General features: G+C 74.6%; 13 protein-coding genes. 2 read left to right on the top strand and 11 right to left on the bottom strand.

Features of this window, described 5'->3' with window-relative positions; translation table 11 throughout:
• Positions 1–89 precede the first annotated feature (89 nt).
• Genes AVW11_RS16260 through AVW11_RS16250 form a run of 3 tightly spaced genes read right to left on the bottom strand, consistent with a single transcriptional unit; the run spans position 90 to position 7,344 of the window.
• Complete coding sequence (locus tag AVW11_RS16260) at positions 90–1,100, bottom strand: ABC transporter ATP-binding protein (RefSeq protein ID WP_060180287.1); 1,011 nt, start codon at positions 1,098–1,100, stop codon at positions 90–92.
• Positions 1,097–4,051, bottom strand: a complete 2,955-nt coding sequence (locus AVW11_RS16255; RefSeq protein WP_076044369.1) for a hypothetical protein — start codon at positions 4,049–4,051, stop codon at positions 1,097–1,099. The genes AVW11_RS16260 and AVW11_RS16255 overlap by 4 nt, the downstream gene beginning before the upstream one ends.
• Complete coding sequence (locus AVW11_RS16250) at positions 4,048–7,344, bottom strand: ABC transporter permease (protein ID WP_076044367.1); 3,297 nt, start codon at positions 7,342–7,344, stop codon at positions 4,048–4,050. Before AVW11_RS16250 ends, AVW11_RS16255 begins: the two co-directional genes overlap by 4 nt.
• 213 nt (positions 7,345–7,557) lie before the next feature.
• Here AVW11_RS16250 and AVW11_RS16245 point away from each other — a divergent pair, with 213 nt between their 5' ends.
• The gene (locus AVW11_RS16245; RefSeq protein ID WP_076044365.1) at positions 7,558–8,307 is read left to right on the top strand and encodes an ABC transporter ATP-binding protein; all 750 of its coding nucleotides are present in this window, start codon (positions 7,558–7,560) and stop codon (positions 8,305–8,307) included.
• A gap of 91 nt (positions 8,308–8,398) precedes the next feature.
• On the opposite strand, the gene AVW11_RS16240 is transcribed toward AVW11_RS16245, so the two are convergent.
• The 4 genes from AVW11_RS16240 to AVW11_RS16225 form a co-directional block, all read right to left on the bottom strand.
• Complete coding sequence (locus AVW11_RS16240) at positions 8,399–9,589, bottom strand: acyl-CoA dehydrogenase family protein (RefSeq protein WP_030848788.1); 1,191 nt, start codon at positions 9,587–9,589, stop codon at positions 8,399–8,401.
• Between the two features lie 169 nt (positions 9,590–9,758).
• Positions 9,759–10,349, bottom strand: coding sequence for a hypothetical protein (locus AVW11_RS16235; RefSeq protein ID WP_143568851.1), 591 nt, complete (start codon positions 10,347–10,349; stop codon positions 9,759–9,761).
• Positions 10,350–10,368: 19 nt separating this feature from the next.
• On the bottom strand, positions 10,369–11,205 hold the full coding sequence (locus AVW11_RS16230; RefSeq protein WP_030848792.1) for a class II fructose-bisphosphate aldolase: 837 nt from the start codon (positions 11,203–11,205) through the stop codon (positions 10,369–10,371).
• The gene (locus tag AVW11_RS16225) at positions 11,202–12,104 is read right to left on the bottom strand and encodes an SIS domain-containing protein (protein ID WP_076044361.1); all 903 of its coding nucleotides are present in this window, start codon (positions 12,102–12,104) and stop codon (positions 11,202–11,204) included. The genes AVW11_RS16230 and AVW11_RS16225 overlap by 4 nt, the downstream gene beginning before the upstream one ends.
• 157 nt (positions 12,105–12,261) lie before the next feature.
• Here AVW11_RS16225 and AVW11_RS16220 point away from each other — a divergent pair, with 157 nt between their 5' ends.
• The gene (locus AVW11_RS16220) at positions 12,262–13,041 is read left to right on the top strand and encodes a DeoR/GlpR family DNA-binding transcription regulator (protein WP_076044359.1); all 780 of its coding nucleotides are present in this window, start codon (positions 12,262–12,264) and stop codon (positions 13,039–13,041) included.
• Positions 13,042–13,202: 161 nt separating this feature from the next.
• Here AVW11_RS16220 and AVW11_RS16215 read toward each other — a convergent pair whose 3' ends face one another.
• The 4 genes from AVW11_RS16215 to tdh form a co-directional block, all read right to left on the bottom strand.
• The gene (locus AVW11_RS16215) at positions 13,203–15,125 is read right to left on the bottom strand and encodes a S41 family peptidase (protein ID WP_076044357.1); all 1,923 of its coding nucleotides are present in this window, start codon (positions 15,123–15,125) and stop codon (positions 13,203–13,205) included.
• A 135-nt stretch (positions 15,126–15,260) separates the two neighbouring features.
• Entirely contained in the window at positions 15,261–16,175 is a 915-nt protein-coding gene (locus tag AVW11_RS16210; protein ID WP_030848804.1) for a LysR family transcriptional regulator, read from the bottom strand.
• Between the two features lie 12 nt (positions 16,176–16,187).
• On the bottom strand, positions 16,188–17,414 hold the full coding sequence (locus AVW11_RS16205; protein ID WP_030848807.1) for a glycine C-acetyltransferase: 1,227 nt from the start codon (positions 17,412–17,414) through the stop codon (positions 16,188–16,190).
• A 117-nt stretch (positions 17,415–17,531) separates the two neighbouring features.
• Positions 17,532–18,560 carry an L-threonine 3-dehydrogenase gene (tdh, locus tag AVW11_RS16200; RefSeq protein WP_030848810.1) on the bottom strand — a complete coding sequence of 343 codons (1,029 nt, stop codon included), beginning with the start codon at positions 18,558–18,560 and terminating at the stop codon, positions 17,532–17,534.
• Positions 18,561–18,747: the final 187 nt, after the last annotated feature.

The following is an 18,747-nucleotide window of genomic DNA, read 5'->3' as shown; positions in this document are numbered from 1 at the left end:
GGCCGCAGGGCCGGGGGGGAGCTCCTCGCGGACCGGACGTACCCGGCAGCCCCGAGCACCACGGGGTCTCCCGGACGCAATCAGGAGGATCAGGCGGGGTGCCCGGCGGCGCGGGCCCCGCGCGATCCGGAGGAGACCTCCTCGCCGCGGTCCGGGCGGAGCTCGATGTGGTCCGTTGCCAGGTCGACCGCCACCCGGTGCTCCATGCCCAGGGCCTCCAGGAACTTCGGGGGGAGCTGGACGCGCCCCGAGCGGTCCAGGACGACGTACTCGCGTTCGCTGATGGATTCCTCGCCGTGCTCGTCGGTGACCAGCCGGCGCAGGACCTCGCTGCTGGTGCGGCCGTCGCGGATCGCGACCGTGCGGCGGACCTCGCCCGCCACCATGGGGTCGTGCGTCACGATGACCACGGTGACGCCGAGTTCCTTGTTGACGGTGCGGAAGGTCTCGAAGACGGCCGCGGCCGTCTCCGAGTCGAGTTCGCCGGTGGGTTCGTCGGCCAGGAGCACCTTGGGGTCGTTGGCCATCGCCACGGCGATCGCGACGCGCTGCTGCTGGCCGCCGGACAGTTCCGCCGGACGCCGGTGCGCCAGGTCGCCGATCCCGAGGGCGTCCAGGATCTCCGCCACCCGGGCGGTGCGGCGGGCGCCCGCGCCGCGCCGGGGACCGCCCCCGCCCTTCAACTGCATCGGAAGGGCCACGTTCTGGGCGGCCGTCAGGAACGGCAGCAGGTTGCGGGCCGTCTGCTGGAAGACGAACCCGACCGCTTCGCGCCGGTAGCGCAGCCGGTCCCGGGCCGTCAGTTCCAGCAGGTCGTAGCCGGCGACCGCCGCGCTGCCCGCCGTCGGGACGTCGAGTCCCGCCAGGATGTTCAGGAGGGTGGACTTGCCGCTGCCCGAGGCGCCCACGAGGGCCACCAGGTCGCCCTGCGCGACCGTCAGCTCCAGCCCCTGGAGTGCCTGTACCTCGATGCCGTCCGTGCTGAAGATCCGGACCAGGCGGTCGCAGGCGATCGCGGCGTCCGTCGCCGGGGTGCGGGGCTCCGCAGCGGCCGTCGCCCGGCGGCGCAGCTCCTCGTACGTCGGCTGGTCGCTGTTCAACGCTGGTCTCCCGCTCTCAACTCGGTGGTGATCTGCCGTCGCCCGGATGTCGCCGCCTCGACGAGCACGGCCGCGGCGACCAGGGCGGCCAGGCCCAGGGCCTGGGTCAGTACGGGCCCGGCGGTGAGCCGTATGCCGGTCGGCACGCTCGCGCCGACCAGGGTGGACAGGTCCATCGCCGGACCCAGCAGCGCCACCGCGGCGGCGGCCGCCAGGGCCCCGCCGAGCGTCGCGGCCAGGGTCTGCGGCAGGGTCTCGGCGAGGATCAGCGCGACGCCCTGCCGACGGCGCAGGCCCATCGTGCGCAGCCGGGCCAGCAGCGCCGCGCGTTCGGGGACGGTCCGCATCAGCGTCAGCAGTACGGCCAGCAGGGCGAAGCCGGCCGCTCCGGCCACGGAGGCCCAGAAGAGGCGCTCCGCCGACCGCTGGAGCGGATCGGCGCCCAGCTCGGCGACGGCGTCGGCGCTGGTGCGCACGGGATACACCTCGTCGTCCGGTTGCGTCTCGGGAGCCTGGCCTCGGCCTTCGGCGGGGACCCGGGCGGTCGGCGACGGCGAGGGCGCCGGCGACGGCGACGGCGACGGCGCGGCGGACTCCGGCGGGAGCGCGGAGCGGACCAGCGCGCGCAGCCGGTCCCCGGAGACGGGGCCGAGGCCGAACCACCGGTTCGGGCGGTCGGAGCCGCCGATCAGGGCGGTCGCGCGGCCGGCGGGCAGGACGACGGTCGCGGCGTCCGCGGCCGGGACCGCCGGGGTGCAGTCGATCACGGCGGCGCCCCGGACCCGCACCTCGCCGCCGTTGCCGGGCTGGATCGTGAAGGTCCCGGAGCCGCCCAGGCGCGCCACGCCGGAGCTGAACAGGGCGGGCACCGGCGCGTCCGCGGACTCCCCGCCGCCCGTGGCCAGCAGGGCGGGGTCGAAGGCGCCGCAGCCGAGGACGCGGGAGAGTTCCGCGTAGGCGGCCGGCTCGACGACGATCAGGTTGACCTGGCTGGAGCGCTGGACGGTGCCGACGAGGGCCGAGTCGTGGTCGATCCACAGCGGCACGGAGGTCCGTACGCCGGGCAGTTCGCCGGCGGCCTTCGCGAGGCCGTCCGGGAGGTCCGCCTTGCCGAAGGCCGTGATCGAGGCGTCGCCGCCGACCGTCAGCCGGGCGACGCCGAGCCGGCCCGAGTCCACGGACTGCAGGACGGCGGCACCGAACCCGCCGGTGGTGATGGCGAGCAGCAGGGCGACCATCGGCAGGACCGACGGGCCGGAGCGGCCCGCGCCGCGGGCACCGGAGCCGCGGGCGGCCCGGGCGAGTCCGAGGAAGCCGACCAGTCCGGGGCGGCGGCCGGCCACCCGGGCGAACCACCCGGTCACCACCGGCTGGACCCGGGCCAGCAGCAGCGCCCCGCACAGGGCGAGCAGCAGCGGGGACACGACGAGCAGCGGGTCCGGGTCGCTGCCGGCCGGGGCGACCCCGCGGCGGCGGACCTCCAGGACGGCGGCGGCCGTGGCGGCGAGGACGAGCAGTTCGGCGACGGGCCGGCGCCAGCGCCCGTGCGGACGCGGCGGGGTCAGCAGCACGGCCGCCCGTACGGGGAGGGCCAGCAGCGCGAGCAGCGCGACGGTCGCGGCCGAGAGCAGCGCGGGGGCGAGCCGTGGGGTGGGCAGCAGGAGCACGGCGAGCGCGGTGGCGGCGGCCGCGGCCGGCAGGACGGTGACGGCGCCCTCCCCGAGGAGCCGGCCGGCGATGGCGGAGCGGGAACCGCCGCGCGCCAGCAGCAGCCGCAGTTCGGCGTCGCGCCGGTCCGCGGCGAGCGCGCCGGCGAGGCACAGGACGACGAAGGCGACCCCGCCGACCCCGGCGGGTCCGATGAGCGCGAGCGGAGCCGCAGCCTGCCTGCGTTGGTGGGCCTGCTCGAACAGCTCGGGCAGCCATGAGGTGGTCCGCAGCCGCTCGCGGCGGGTTTCGAACGAGAGGGCGGCGGCGGTGGGACCGGCCACGTGGGAGGCGATCTCCTCCTTCGTGGCGTCGAGGCGGTCGGCCCGCAGGCGGTCGACGTCGACGGGGAGGCGCCAGAAGTCCTGGGCGTCGTGGCCCCAGAGGTCCATCCGGTCGAGGTCGCCGGCCCCGATGAAGGCGTCGGCCTCCCACAGGTAGCTGTCGCCGGCGAACTTCTTGCAGGCGCGCGGGAGGCAGTCCATGCCCACCCAGAAGGCGTCGGTCTCGTCCGGGACCGAGAAGAGGCCCACGACCTCCACGGACGGCGTGCCGTCGACCAGGGGGGCGCTCGCCAGGACGGACCCGACGCGGGCGCCGATGGTGTCGGCGGCCTGCCGTGACAGGGCGACCTGGAGCGGCGGATCGTACGCGGCGCCTCCGGCGGGCCGCGGGGTGCCGCTCGGCCAGCGCCCCTCCACCAGCTTGACGTGTTCCTGGGCCTGTTGGACGTACAGCAGGGACATCACGGGCGGGAGGCGGTGCGGGCGGGACAGTTCCGGATTCATCAGCGGCTGCCGCTTGTTGGTCCGCGTGCCGTGGACGACCTGCTCGGCGTCGACGTGGAAGGTGTTCCCGGTGCGGGCGAGCAGGCTCTTCAGCGTCTGGTCGAGGGCTTGGGCGCTCTGCCCGGACGCGGGAGCCGGCGCGGTCGCCTGGAGGCTGGTGCGGGTCGGCCCGGTGTCGTTCAGGAAGGACCTGAGGGCCTGGTCGGCGCCGCGGTCCTGGGCCCTCGGCAGCGCGGCGGCGAGCAGCACGGCGACGAACGCCAGCGCGGCGGCGAGCAGGGTGCCGAGCGGAGCCGCGCGCAGCCGGGTCCGCACCCACGGCGCGGGCCGCGGCGCGGCGGACGGCGCGGGCCGCGGCGCGGCGGACGGCGCGGGCTGCGGGGTCGCGGACGGCGCGGGTGTGGCCGACGGCCGGGGGTCGGACGGCGGCGGGGTCGCGGACGGCGGGGTGGTCACATCTCCTCCACGGGGCGCAGCCGGGCGGCGATGTCGCGGCCCCGGGGGCCGCTGAAGGCGGCCGACAGCAGGGGTACGGCGGCGATGGCGGCGGCCGTCAGCAGGATCTGCCAGAACGGCATGTCCACCTGCACGGGCGGGAACGGCCGCCCGGCCGACGGGGTCAGCACGATCAGGGGCGCCATCAGATGGACGAGGGCCACGCCCAGCCCGGTCCCGACGGCGGTCCCGACGAGGATCAGCACGCCGCCCTCGGCGGCGGCCGCCACGGCCAAGGACCGGCGCGGTGTGCCGAGCGCGAGCAGGACGGAGAACTCCCGGCCGCGCACCCTTCGTTCGGCGGCCGTGGCGGTCGCGAAGCCGATGGCCGCCAGGACCGCGCAGGCGACGGCGAGGGCGGCCAGGGCGCTCTGCGGGCCGGCGCTCAGCGGGTCGTCCAGGAGGCGGTCGGTGATCTCCTCGCGGAGTTGGACGCGCTCGGTCCTGACACCCGCGCGCAGTTCGGCGGCGGCGCGGGCGGGCGCGGGGTCCGCGGCCGAGGTGGCGGGCAGCCACCACTCGGTGGGCGGGCCCGGCTGCCGGCCGGCGGCCTCCAGCAGGAACCGGCCGAGCGTGCGCAGGTCGGCGGCGAGCGCCGTCCGTCCGGCCACGGGGAGGGAGTCCACGGCGGCGGTGATCCGCATGGGGACGGTCGCCCCGTCCATCGGGACCGGGACCGTGTCGCCGACGGCGGCGCCCACGCTGCGCAGGTAGCGGGTGGTGGCGACGGCCGGGACCGCGTCGGCGGGCGGCGCGGACGGCGTCGGGAACAGTACGACGGTGACTCCCCTGTCGGTGCCGAACCCGCCCCAGTAGCGCAGCCGCGCCAGGTCCGTGGATCCGGCCGGGACGGGGGACGGTTCGGGCGCACGCTGGATGCGCTGCCCCTGCGGGGGCAGCGCCCGCCAGCCGCCCGGGCCGGCGGTGGCGGGTGCGGGGACGGCCGCCGCGGCGCCGTCGACGGTGTCGGAGACACCGATGCGGCGCAGCGTCAGTTCGCTCCCGTCGCCGGGCGGGCCGCCGTCCCCGGCGTAGGAGAGGCGCAGGCCCGCCAGGGTCAGTGGGGCCGCGGCCGATCCGACCGGGGCGCCGGTCAGGGTGTCCAGGGGGAAGGCGAGGGTGGTGTCGCCGCCCGCCGGCAGGGTGACCGACTGCGTGCCGTGGACCGCCCCGAACCGGTCGCGCAGCAGCACGCTGACTGCGGCCCAGCCGGTACCGGAGGAGCGTACGGTCACATCGAGGTCGATCCGGCGCGGGTTGCCGGGCAGTGCCACCCCGGGGGCCTGGGCGGCGGTGTCGGTGAGCGGCGCGAAGAGTTCGCGCATGTCTCGGCCGCCCCGCAGGTCGGCGCGGAGCGGTACCCGTTCGCCTGCCTTGGCGGCGTCGAGGGCGAGGACGTCGGCGACGATCCCGCCGGGCAGTTGCTGCTCGCGGCGGACCACCGGGACCAGGCGGTCGCCGCCCGGGAGGGCCCCGTAGCGTCCGGCCTGTCCCATCGCGGGCATGCTGCTCGCGGAGATCCGCAGGCCGCCGGCGGTCGCGAAGTCGGCCTGGTCGCGCTGGGACGCGGACCAGGCGGAGTCCTGGCCGAGGGCCAGGATGCCGCTGGAGACGGCGAGTACGAGGAGCAGTACGGGGCCGGTGGCTCGGCCGGGGCGGCGGGCGAGCTGCCAGCCGAACAGGGCCGGGGCCAGGCTCCGGCCGCGCGCGGCCAGGCGTCCTGCGGCGCGCGCGGCGAACGGCAGCAGCCGCAGGACGAGCAGGGTGCCTCCGCACAGGGCGAGGGCCGGGGCGGCGACCAGGACGGGGTCCACGCCGAGCCCGCCGCCGAAGCCGGTGGCGGGCGGCGGTCCGTCCGTCCCGCCGTACTGCGACAGCTGCCGGTAGCCGAGGACGGCGAGGGCCACCACGGCCAGGTCCAGGCCGGAGCGGGCGGCCCCGGTCACCACCGCCTGGCGGCTGCCGGCGCGGCGCAGTACGGCGGCCGAGGCGCCGCGCAGGACGGACGGCAGGGTCGTGAGCAGGACGCAGGCCAGGGCGCAGCCGGCCGCGACGGGCCACACCAGCCAGGTGTCCGGGATCTCCAGGTGGACCCGCCCGAGTGGCCCGAACCGGTTGAACAGGCGCAGCAGGGGCGGGGTCAGCAGCGGCGCCAGGACGGCGGCGGGCAGGGCGAGCAGCAGGGACTCGGCCGCGCTCAGGGCGCCGAGCCGGCGGCGGGAGGCGCCGCGGGCGGTGAGCAGGACGCGCTCCGGCTCCTGGCGGACCGTGACGATGTGGGAGACGAGGAGCAGTGCGGCGGTGGCCAGGACGGCGAGCTGGAGGGCGCCCATCATCACGGTCGAGCGGGCGACGCGCAGGCCGGAGTCCAGTTCGGCGAGGACCTTCGGCAGTTCGGTGGCGGTCCGGAGGGAGGTGGCGGCCTCCAGGGCGGCGGCGGCCGGTTCCGCGGCGTCGCGGATCGCCTCGGCCTCGGTGGTGCGCAGGGTGCCCAGATCGGGCGTGAGCAGCGTGAGGCGGTAGTTCTGCAGGAGCGCGCCCGTGGTGAAGGCGCTGTCGTCCACCATCAGCGGGCCGTAGGTGGCAAGGGTGCTGGACTGGACCTCGCGGCCGCCGAGCGGGTCGAGCCGCCAGTATCCGGCGTCCGGGTCGGCGGCCCGGTACACGCCGGTGACCAGCACGGTGAGCGGGGGGCCGCCGAACCGGTCGTCGAGGCGGACCGGTGCGGGCAGGGCGGACTCGGCGAGGCCGAGGCGGGCGAGGGCGGCGCGCGGCACGGCGACCTGCAGCGGTGCCGCAGCATCGGCAGAAGCAGGGGCGGCGGCGGTCCCGGCCGGTGCGGTGACCGGGCCGGGCCAGTGGCCGGCGAGCAGCTGTACGTGGTCCCGGCCGAAGGCGGCGAGGAGGGTCAGGTCGGCGTCCTGGCCGGAGGCGGCGGCGCCGGGAAGCCCGTACGAGCGGCTGCGGGCCACGCTCTCCGCGGCGACGGGGAGCCGCCCGAACACCTCGTCCGCGTAGGCGCGGACGGAGTCGTCGTCCTTGGCGCGGGACTCGGCGGGATGGCCGCTGGTGATCACGACGGCGGTCCGGGGCTGTTCCGGACCGGTCAGGGCCCGTCGCAGGCCCTCCTCCCCCACCCCGCGGGTGAAAGCCGTCAGCGCGGTCAGAGCGGTCGCGGTGATCAGTACGGTGAGCAGCACGGCGACGGCGAGCGGCCATCGCCCGCGCAGCCGGCGCACGACGAAGCCGAGCACGTGTTGAGTTCCTCCCCCGTCCGGACCCCAGGTACCGGATAGCGGACGATGTTGTCAGATTCGGGCCATGGACGGAAGGGGCTTGCGTGATTGGTGCGACAGATGCGCAAATGCGATCAGAATGTTGCAGCGGCATGTGAGCGGGGCGCGCGACCCGGAGCCGGACGCTCCGCCCGGACGCCCGCTCGGACGACCCAACGGGGGGTACAGGCGATGACGGACCACCAGGAAACGGCCACGGTCCCGGCGGCACGGGAGGCCGACGGCCCGCCGATCGTGGTCGTGGACGACGTGCACCACAGCTTCGGCAGCGGGGCGCAGGCCGTCCACGCCCTGCGCGGCGTGTCCTTCGAGGTCCGCCGGGGCGAACTCACCGCCCTCAAGGGCCGGTCGGGCTCCGGCAAGACGACCCTGCTGAACCTCGTCGGCGGCCTCGACACCCCGACGTCCGGCCGGATCAGCGTCGACGGCACCGACCTCGCGGCCCTGGGCGAACCGGACCTGCTCGCCCTGCGCCGCGACCGCATCGGCTTCGTCTTCCAGTCCTTCGGCCTGATACCCGTCCTGACCGCCGCGGAGAACGTCGGCGTACCCATGCGGCTGCGCCGCATGCCGGCCCGGGAACGCGAGGAGCGCGCCCGCACCCTGCTCGCCCTGGTCGGCCTCGCGGACCACGCCGAGCAGCGCCCGGGCGAACTCTCCGGCGGCCAGCAGCAGCGCGTGGCGGTGGCCCGCGCCCTCGCCAACGACCCCGACCTCATCATCGCGGACGAGCCCACGGGCCAACTCGACTCCGAAACAGGCCGGTCGATCATGGAACTGCTGCGCGCGGTGGTGCGCAGCGAGTCGGTCACCGTCCTCGTCGCCACGCACGACCCCAACCTGATCGAACTCGCCGACCGCGTGGTGGAACTGCGCGACGGCCGCCTCGTCGAACAGTCCCCGGCCCCCGCGGCCCCCTAGCCGCCGGCGGGCCGTGCCCCGTCGCGCGCCCGTCGGCCCGCGACGGGGGCACGGCACCCGAGGCCCACGGCGGCGTGCGCACGGCGTGCCCTCAGCGGCGGACGCGGGGCATGCCCAGGCCGATCCAGGAGATGATCTCGCGCTGGATCTCGTTGTTGCCGCCGCCGAAGGTGAAGATGACCGCGCTGCGGTAGCCGCGTTCGAGTTCGCCGTGGAGGACCGCGCCGGCCGAGCCGTCCTTGAGGGGGCCGGCCGCGCCGACGACCTCCATCAGCCAGGCGTACGCGTCGCGGCGCGCCTCGGAGCCGTAGACCTTGACCGCGGAGGCGTCCTGCGGGGTGAGGGTGCCGGACTCGACGGCGTTCACCATCTGCCAGTTGAGCAGCTTCATCGCGTCGAGGCGGGCGTGGGTGCGGGCGAGCCGGCCGCGGACCCAGGACAGGTCGATGACGCGGCGGCCGTCGGCCAGCTTCGTCGACGCGGCCCAGCGCTGGACGTCGTGGAGGGCCCGGATGGCCATCGTGCCGTGGGCGGCCAGGGTGACGCGCTCGTGGTTGAGCTGGTTGGTGATCAGGCGCCAGCCCTGGTTCTCCCGGCCGACCCGGCGGGCGGCGGGGACGCGGATGTCCTCGTAGTAGGTGGCCGTGGTGTCGTGGGAGGCCAGGGTGTTGATGAGGGTGCAGGAATAGCCGGGGTCCGAGGTCGGGACGAGGAGCATGCTGATGCCCTTGTGCGCGGGAGCGTCCGGGTCGGTGCGCACGGCGAGCCAGACCCAGTCGGCGGTGTCGCCGTTGGTCGTCCAGATCTTCTGCCCGTTGACGACGTAGGTGCCGGTCTCCTCGTCGCCCTCGCGGACGGCCTTGCACCTGAGCGCGGCGAGATCGGTGCCGGCGTCGGGCTCGCTGTAGCCGATGGCGAAGTCGATCTCCCCGGCCAGGATCCTGGGCAGGAAGTAGGCCTTCTGCTCGTCGGTGCCGAACTGCATGATGGTCGGCCCGACGGTGTTGAGCGCCATCAGGGGAAGAGGGACGACGGCCTGCGCGGCCTCGTCGAAGAAGATGAACTGGTCCATCGGGGTCATCCCGCGGCCGCCGTACTCCTTCGGCCAGCCGACGCCGAGCCAGCCGTCGGCGCCGAGCCTGCGGATGGTCTCCCGGTAGAACCGCTTCTGGGCGGCCGGGTCCTCGTAGCGCGCGGAGACGTCCTCGGGGACCAGCTCGGCGAAGTACGCGCGCAGCTCGGCGCGCAACTGCTGCTGCTCAGGCGTGTATTCGAGGTGCACGGCCCCTCCGGGAGTCTCGCGGTCCAGCCGGTTCGCCGTAATGGCGTGATGGCGTGATGGCGTGATGGCGGCGGCCAGATTAGAACCTGTTGCAAGAATTCGGAAGGACCCGCGTACCGGGCGTCCGCCACCGGCGTCCGCACGTGCAGGCACCCGTGAGGTGCACCCGTCAGGTGTAGAGGTACAGGAGGTCGAAGCGGACGAGGTCCCGGTCGGCGTCGAAGAGGTACTCCCCCGACGGACGCCCCTGCGCCCCCTCGTGGTTGGCGTACGCGTCGAACTTCCGGCTGTGCTGCCAGGCGGCACCGGCCGGCGCGTACGGGGCCAGTGCGGCGGGCAGCGGGGACGGCGCGGCCGCGGGCGTGAAGGCGTACTCCGCCTTGCCCGTGACCGCCGCCGCTCCGCCGGCCGCCAGGCGGGCGACACCGACCAGGCGGATCCGCGAGTCAGGGCCCGGGATGGTCCGGCTCTCGGCGGAACCGGGCTCCTCATCGAGGTCGTAGCCGAGCCAGTGCGCCTCGCCCAGACTCCCCACGTACGGGCCGAAGCGCGCGTTCAGGGGTTCCAGGTCGGTGCGCACCCGCGGCCCTGGCCGGCCCGAGCCGGGCCACGCGGCGCAGGCCGTCCCCGCGCCCGCGGTCAACAGCGGGAGCCCGGCGATCAGCAGGAAGCGCCGGCGGTCGAGGCGCCCGCGCTGTCCTTCCGGCCCCAGCGGTCCCAGCGGCCCTCGCGGCCCTCGCTGCTCCCGCTGTGCGTCCACGGCCTACCCCCGGTGCCCTTCAGTTCAGGGCGCCGATCATAGCCGTGGCCGTGGCCGTCATCGCCGCACGGGCCGCCGTCAGATACGGCCGGGGGTCCGCCGGGGTCAGGTGGGTGCGGATGGCCTCCGTCATGGCCAGGTTGAGCGCGGTGCCGATGTTGACCTTGCGGATCCCTCCGGCGACGGCCGCCGCGAGCTCGGAGTCCGGCAGCCCAGACGAGCCGTGCAGGACGAGCGGGACCTCCACCGTCTTGGCCAGCCTGGCCAGCAGGGCGTGGTCGAGGGCGGCGGTCCGGCTGGTCATCGCGTGGCTGCTGCCGATGGCGACGGCCAGTGCGTCGACCCCGGAGTCGGCGACGAAGCGCCGCGCCTCGTCGGGGTCGGTGCGGGCGCCGGGGGCGTGCGGGTCCAGCGGTGCGGCGCCGTTCTTGCCGCCGACCTCGCCGAGTTCGGCCTCGATCCACAGCCCGTTGGCGTGCGCCCAGTCGGCGGCCGAGCGGGTGGCCTCCAGGTTCTCGGCGTAGGGGAGCTGCGCCGCGTCGTACATCACCGAGCTGTATCCCGCGTCGCACGCCTGCCGCAGCAGCTCGGGGCTCTTGACGTGGTCGAGGTGCAGGCCGACCGGGACCTCGGCGGCCTCCGCGCAGGCGGCGGCGGCCCGGGAGATCGGCAGCAGCCGCCCGTCGCGGAACTTCACCGCGTTCTCGCTCAGTTGCAGGATGACCGGCAGCCCGGCCGCCTCGGCGCCGGCGACGACGGCTTCGGCGTGCTCCAGTGTGATGATGTTGAAGGCGGCGACGGCGCGGCCCGCGCCGGCCGCCTCCCTGACGAGCGCGCCCGCGCAGACGAGGGTCATCGGACCGCCTCCTCGCCGGTGGTGAGGATCACCGAGCGGGTCAGGTTGCGCGGAGCGTCGGGGTCCAGCCCGCGCCGGGCGGCGACGGCGAGGGCGAGACGGTGCACGCGGACGAGTTCGGCGAGCGGGTCGAGCCGTCCGGCCACCCATTGACCGCCGGCCCGGCGGACCTGCGCGGCGAGCCCGTCGGGAGCCTCGTCGAGCGACCAGGTGACGGTGCCGGGCGCGCAGATGCTGACCGGCCCGTGCCGGTACTCCATCGCCGGGTAGGACTCGGCCCAGGCCAGTGAGGCCTCGCGCATCTTCAGGGCCGCCTCGTGGGCGAGTCCGACGCTCCAGCCGCGGCCGAGGAAGGTGAACTGGCCGCGGTCCGCGAGTTCCCCGGGGAGCGGCTCGTCGAGGGCAGTACGGGCGTCGGCGACGGCCGCGGGGCCGTGCCGGCCGACGTGGGCGCGCAGCAGGGTCAGGGCCGTGGTCGCGAAGCGGGTCTGCACGACGGACTGTTCGTCGGCGAAGTCGAGCACGACGAGCTCGTCCGCCACCGTCATCACGGGGGTCGCCGGGTCGCCGACGACGGCCGTCGTGGGCACGCCCGCGTCGCGCAGTGCGGCGAGCAGGTCCAGCACCTCGGTGGTGGTGCCGGAGCGGGTGAGCGCGACGACCCGGTCGTAGCGGCGGTGGCGCGGGAACTCCGAGGCGGGGAAGGCATCGGTCTCGCCCTGCCCCGCCTCCTCGCGCAGTACGGCGGCCGCCTGGGCCATGTAGTAAGAGGTGCCGCACCCGACGATCGCGGTACGCTCCCCCGGCTGCGGCAGCACCGCCCGCCGGGCCGGGGCCAGTTCGGCGGCCCGCTCCCAGCATGCGGGCTGCGTGCCCAACTCGTACGCGACGTGACTCATACAGGCTCCCTCGTGCGACAGACGGGTCTGAATGCGTTTTCCTGCAAGGTAGCTGGCAGTTTCGCGCAACTTCAAGCAACCACGGGGTGTTCTGCTGGGTTAGTGTCGCCGGGTAGCCCGACGGAGGCCACGGGACGAGCACGGGAGGGGGCGGCCGATGACCCGCAAGGAGCGCTGGCAGAGACTGCTGGACCTGCTGGTGGAACGCGGTGAGCTGGAGGTGGAGCCGGCGGCCGAGGCCCTCGGGGTGTCGGCCGCGACCATCCGCCGCGACCTCGACCAGCTCGCCGAACAGCAGCTGCTGGTCCGCACGCGCGGCGGGGCGGTGCTGCACGGGGTCAGCTACGAACTCCCGCTGCGCTACCGGACATCGCGGCGCGCCGCCGAGAAGAGCCGCATCAGCGAGGCGGTCGCCGCGCTGGTCTCGCCGGGCGAGGTGATCGGCCTGACGGGCGGCACCACGACCACGGAGGTGGCCCGGGCCCTGGCCGGGCGGCCGGACCTGGCCCAGGGCTCGCCCGCGCTCACCGTGGTCACCAACGCCCTCAACATCGCGGGTGAACTGGTGATCCGTCCGCAGTTCAAGATCGTGCTGACGGGTGGTGTGGCGCGCCCCCAGTCGTACGAACTGACGGGCCCGCTCGCCGAGCAGGTCCTCGCACAGCTCGCGGTGGACACGGCGGTCCTCGGCGTGGACGGCTTCGACCCCCAGGACGGTGCCGCGACCCGGCACGAGGACGAGGCCGCCGTCAACCGCCTCCTGTGCGAACGCGCCCGCCGGGTGGTGGTCGCGGCGGACTCCAGCAAACTGGGCGTCCGCGCCTTCGCCCGCATCTGCGCGACCTCGGCCGTGGACGTCCTGGTGACGGACACGGGCTTGGCCCCGGCGGTGGCCGGGGCCTTCACCGCGGCGGGGGTCGAGGTCGTCACGGTGTGAGGGGGGTGTGACGGGCGTGAGGGGTGTGAGGGGTGTGGCGGTCGTGACGGGCGGACGGCGGGCGCCGGACGGCGGACGGCGGGCGGCGGGCGGCGGACGGCGGGCGGCGGGCGGCGGGCGGCGGACGTGCAAAGGCAGCCCGCCGCCGGCCACCCCCGCGCCTACAGCGGCATCGTGCGGCTGGCGACGAGCTCGCCCACGGCGTACCCCTCGACCCGCACCGCGCGGGCGGCCGTGGCGCCCGTCACGGTGACCTCGGCCTGACCGTCGGGGACGTCCACGGAGGCGCCGGGACGCCGGTCGAGGTAGACGTCGACGCGGTCGATGTTGGAGGTCCTCACCTTGAGGCGGAGCGACCCGTTGGCGCGGGCGACGTCGGCGATGTTCAGCTCCCGTACGGGCTGGGCCGCGAGCAGCTCCCCGGCTCGCGCCAGGAGGTCGACGTTGCCTTCGAGCAGGTCCCGGCGGGTCATCCGGTGGCGCTCGTCCGGTACGACGCCCAGGTCCTCCAGCGGCGTGCCGGACCGGTCGCCGACCCGCAGGGACCGGCGGATCGACACGCGCATGCCGGCTCCGTTCGGAAGCGGCCGGTAGGGCGAGGCGGTGAGCGGGAAGTCCGAGAGGAAGTCGCCCTGTTGCCAGACGTTGGCGCCCCCGGCCCCGGTGTTGTCGTCGGTGCCGAGCACGATCCCGATCCGGTGGTCCTGGAAGCCGGCGGCGAACATGTCGGTGGCGGAGTAGCAGCGGGCGTTGGTGATGAGGACGACCGGGCCGAAGTACTGCTGGCCGATCTGGTTGGCCCGGTCCTCCGGGGTGAGGGGCAGGGCGGCGGAGAAGGCGGCCCCGGTCTCCACCGCCTGCTCCATCGAGGGCACCCACGGTTCCAGGTCGCCGCTGCTGCGGCAGATCCGCAGGTTGAGCGGCGTGTTGATGAACTGGAAGGGCTCCGGCGTGATGTGGCGGGCCGTCAGTGTCTGCAGGGTGAGTTCCGACGCCCAGACCGAGCCGCCGCCGTTGTCCCGGACGTCGACGATCAGGCCGTTCTGCGGAAGGATGCCGATGAGCCGGACGAACTCCGCCACGAATGCACTGGAGTTGCGGACCCAGAAGGTGTGGATGCGGATGTGGCCGAAGGTGCCCGAGGGGGTCTCGACGGAACGCGCCGTGAACACCTCCGGCATCGTGCTCGCGACCTCGCCCGCGGCGGACCGTGGCGCCTGCCCCGCGGCCAGCGCCTGCTGCTGCTCGATGACGTGGGGGACGAAGAGCATGACCTTGGCACGGCCGATCTCCTCGGCCTCGTAGTCCACTCCCAGGACCCGCGCTTCCTCACCCTCGGGGCCCTCCCGCCCCTCGAAGCTGTCCACGATCTGCCAGAAGAAGCGGAGTTCGTGTTCCTCGCCGTCGGTGCCGACGTAGCTGACGGTCACCCATTCCTCGAACGGGGGCAGATGGGCGGAGAGCGAACGCAGCGTCAGCGACTCGATGCCCCGGCTGCGGCGCGCCGCCGCGTTGCCGCCTGCGAACCGGCCGGCGTTGAGCTCGACGGCCTGCTCGATGGGGACGCCGCTCCAGTGGGTGATCTCCGCTCCCGGCTCGAAGCCGGGCGCGGACACACCCGGCATGACGAGCGTGACCAGGAAGCGCGGATCCGGTCCGTCGCCTGTCTCCTCGACCAGGAACGGCAGGAAGGCGATCTTGTTCGCGAACGGCGCCGGCAGCTGGTAGTTGGTGTGCAGGTCCCGCACCGAGTGGAACACCTTCGACATCTCCGCGTGGAAGATCCACTCGGGCGGCATGGTGGCCGGTGTCTGCTGCTCCAGTTGCCGGCGGATCAGGCGCAGCCGCTGGACGGGATTGACCGCGTGCATCGCGATCTTCAGGGGCAGGTGTACGTAGTTCTGCTCCAGGAGAACCAGCGCCTGGTCGACGAGGAGCATCCGCTGATCCAGGGTGAGGGTGCCCGCACCCTCCAGGAAGGCTTCGAGCGGGGTGGCGGCTGCCAGGTGGTCGCGGACCACTTCGGCCGTCAGCTCGAGGTAGTCGGAAGGTGCGGCGGAAGTGTCGGAATCGGCTCGGCCCATGATGCCTCCGTGATCGGGATGGGCTCCTACGGCTCGGGCCACAGTCTTCGACCGCGGGGGCCGCCCTTCCCGGAGCGCGCGCCGGAGTTCACCCGGAAAGGCGCGTGACGAAACCATTCACCCTGCCACAAACCCTCAGTGGGCCGGCAGGCGCTCCGATGCGCGGACGAGGGCTGCCAGGACGGGGGCGATCAGCGGGTGGGTCTCGGCCCCGCGGCGGGTGGCGGCGAAGACCCGGCGGGTGGCGGCCGGCCCGGCGACCGGGCGGACCTGGACCTCCTTGAGGTCCATGCCCCGCAGCGCCGAGCGCGGTACGAGAGCCACCCCGGCCCCGGCCCCGACCAGCGCCGTCACGGCGCGGAAGTCGTCGGAGGAGTGCGCGAACCGCGGCTGGAAGCCGGCCAGTTCGCAGGCGAGGAGGGTCACGTCGTGGCACGGGTTGCCGGGGTACTGGCCCACCCAGTCCGAGTCGGACAGGTCCGCGAGCGACACCGACGGCAGGTCGGCCAGCGGGTGCCCCGAGGGCAGCACCGCGTCGAAGGGTTCCGCGTACAGCGGGAGGACGGAGAGCCGGCCGTCGTCGGCGCCCGGCGCGCCCCGGTACTCCACGGCGAGCGCGAGGTCCGCCTCGCCGTCCAGCAGCAGCGGCAGGCTCTGGTCGCCCTCCGCGTCGCGCACCCGCAGCCTGATGCCCGGCCGCTCCAGCGCGAGCCGGGCGATCGCCGGGGCGAGCACCTCCGCGATGCCCGTGGCGAAGGCGGCCACGGTGACCTCACCGGCCGCGCCGCCCGCGTACGCCGCGAGTTCGGCCTCCGCCCGCTCCAGTTGCGCCAGCACCTCGTGGGCGTGGCCGAGCAGGATCTCCCCCGCCGCGGTCAGCCGTACCCCTCGGCCGCTGCGCGTGAGCAGCGCGTGGCCCGTCTCCTGTTCCAGCGCGGCGAGCTGCTGGGAGACGGCGGAAGGGGTGAGGTACAGGGCTGCGGCCGCGGCGGTCACCGTACGGTGGTCCGCCACGGCCCGCAGGATGCGCAGCCGGCGGGGGTCGATCACCCCACCATTGTCTCAGGATGCGGAGGTCACTCGGGCCCCGGTGGTCCCCAGCGCCGCACGGGCGTCGACGAAGGCGGCCACGGCGCGCTCCACGTCGGCCGTGGAGTGGGCCGCCGAGAGCTGCACGCGGATGCGGGCGGCGCCCATCGGCACCACCGGGTAGGAGAAGCCGATCACGTAGACCCCGCGCTCCAGGAGCAGCTCGGCCATCCGGCCGGCCTCCGCCGCGTCGCCGATCATGACGGGGGCGATGGCGTGGTCGCCGGGCAGGATCTCGAATCCGGCCTCGGTCATCTTCGTGCGGAAGAGCGCGGTGTTCGCGGCGAGGCGCTCGCGCAGGTCGCCGGCCGACTCCAGCAGGTCGAGGACCTTGAGGGAGGCCGCCGCGATGACCGGGGCGAGGGAGTTGGAGAAGAGGTACGGGCGCGAGCGCTGGCGCAGCAGCTCGACGATCTCGGCGCGCGCGGCGACGTAGCCGCCGGATGCGCCGCCGAGGGCCTTGCCGAGGGTGCCGGTGATGATGTCGACGCGGTCCATGACGCCGTGCAGCTCGGGGGTGCCGCGGCCGCCGGGGCCGACGAAGCCGACCGCGTGGGAGTCGTCGACCATGACCATGGCGTCGTAGCGCTCGGCCAGGTCGCAGATCTCCTGGAGCGGGGCGACGTAGCCGTCCATGGAGAAGACGCCGTCGGTGACGATCAGCTTGCGGCGGGCGCCGCCCTCGGCGGCCTCCTTCAGCCGGGCCTCCAGCTCGGCCATGTCGCGGTTGGCGTAGCGGAAGCGGCGGGCCTTCGACAGGCGGATGCCGTCGATGATGGAGGCGTGGTTGAGGGCGTCGGAGATGACCGCGTCCTCGGCGCCGAGGAGGGTCTCGAAGACGCCGCCGTTGGCGTCGAAGCAGGAGGAGTACAGGATGGTGTCCTCCTGGCCGAGGAAGGCCGAGAGGCGCGCCTCGAGCTCCTTGTGGACCTCCTGGGTGCCGCAGATGAAGCGGACGGACGCCATGCCGTAGCCCCAGCGGTCCAGCGCGTCCTTCGCGGCGGCGACGACCTCGGGGTGGTCGGCCAGCCCCAGGTAGTTGTTGGCGCAGAAGTTGAGCACCTCGCCGGCGGCGCCGCCCGAGGTGACGGCGACGGCCGCGCTCTGCGGGGTGCCGATGACGCGCTCGGGCTTGTGCAGGCCGGCGGCGCGGATCTCGTCGAGGGTGGTGCGGAGGTCGTCGCGGACGGTCTCGAACATGCTGCGTTTCTCCTTGTGCGGCGGAGGGGCCGGGCCCCGCGGAGGGGGAGGGTGTGCGGGGCCCGGCCGGAGGGAGATGGTTCGGTGGGGCGGGGGCGTTCGGCGGTCGGGCCGCTCCTACGCCGTCCAGTCCAGGATGATCTTGCCGCTGCGGGCGGTCGACGCCTCGTCGAAGGCGGCCTCGAAGTCGCGGTGCGAGTAGCGGCCGGTGATGACGGGGCTGAGGTCGAGCCCGCCCTCCAGGAGCACCGTCATCGCGTACCAGGTCTCGAACATCTCACGGCCGTAGATGCCCTTGATCGTGATCATGGAGGTGACCACCTTCGCCCAGTCGACGGGGAACTCCGACGCGGGCAGGCCCAGCATGGCGATCCGGCCGCCGTGCGTCATGTTGTCGATCATGTCGCGCATGGCCTCGGCGCGCCCGGACATCTCCAGGCCGATGTCGAAGCCCTCGCGCAGGCCGAGCCGGGTCTGGGCCTCGGCGATCGAGGACTCGGCCACGTTCACGGCGAGCGTGGCGCCCGCCTTGCGGGCGATCTCCAGCCGCTCGGGGCTGACGTCGGTGATGACGACGTTGCGCGCGCCGGCGTGCTTGGCCACGGCGGCCGCCATGATGCCGATCGGGCCGGCGCCGGTGATCAGCACGTCCTCGCCGACGAGCGGGAAGGACAGCGCGGTGTGCACGGCGTTGCCGAAGGGGTCGAAGATCGCGGCGACGTCCAGGTCCACGGCCGTGCGGTGCACCCACACGTTCTGCGCGGGGAGGACCACGTACTCGGCGAAGGCGCCGTCGCGGCCCACGCCGAGGCCGATCGTGCTGCGGCACAGGTGGCGGCGGCCGGCGAGACAGTTGCGGCACTTTCCGCACACCAGGTGGCCCTCGCCGCTGACCAGCGCGCCGAGCTCGATGTCGGCCACGTCCGCGCCGACCGCCGCGACCTCGCCGACGAACTCGTGGCCGAGGACGAGCGGCGTCCTGACCGCGCCCTGCGCCCAGCCGTCCCACGAGCGGATGTGCAGGTCGGTTCCGCAGATGCCGGTGCGCAGCACCTTGATCAGCACGTCGCCGGGGCCGTACTCGGGCTCCGGGACGTCCATGAGCCACAGGCCGGGCTCGGCTTTGTGCTTGACGAGTGCCTTCATGGGTGGCTCCAGGCATGCGGAAGGGGGGCGCCGGGGGCGTGCGGGGCTCCGGCGGCGTCGGTGACGGGCACCAATCTGCCGATCTCCGTGGTGATCAGTCCATCGAGAGTTTCTTAAGCGGGCCGACAGCGCAGCTTCACGAGCGTGTCTTCACGCCTATGCTCCTCCCTTGACGGGGCAGGGAAAA

This window comes from Streptomyces amritsarensis (assembly GCF_001953875.1).
GTDB classification, from domain to species: domain Bacteria; phylum Actinomycetota; class Actinomycetes; order Streptomycetales; family Streptomycetaceae; genus Streptomyces; species Streptomyces amritsarensis.
This window is presented reverse-complemented; position numbering and strand designations above follow the sequence as displayed.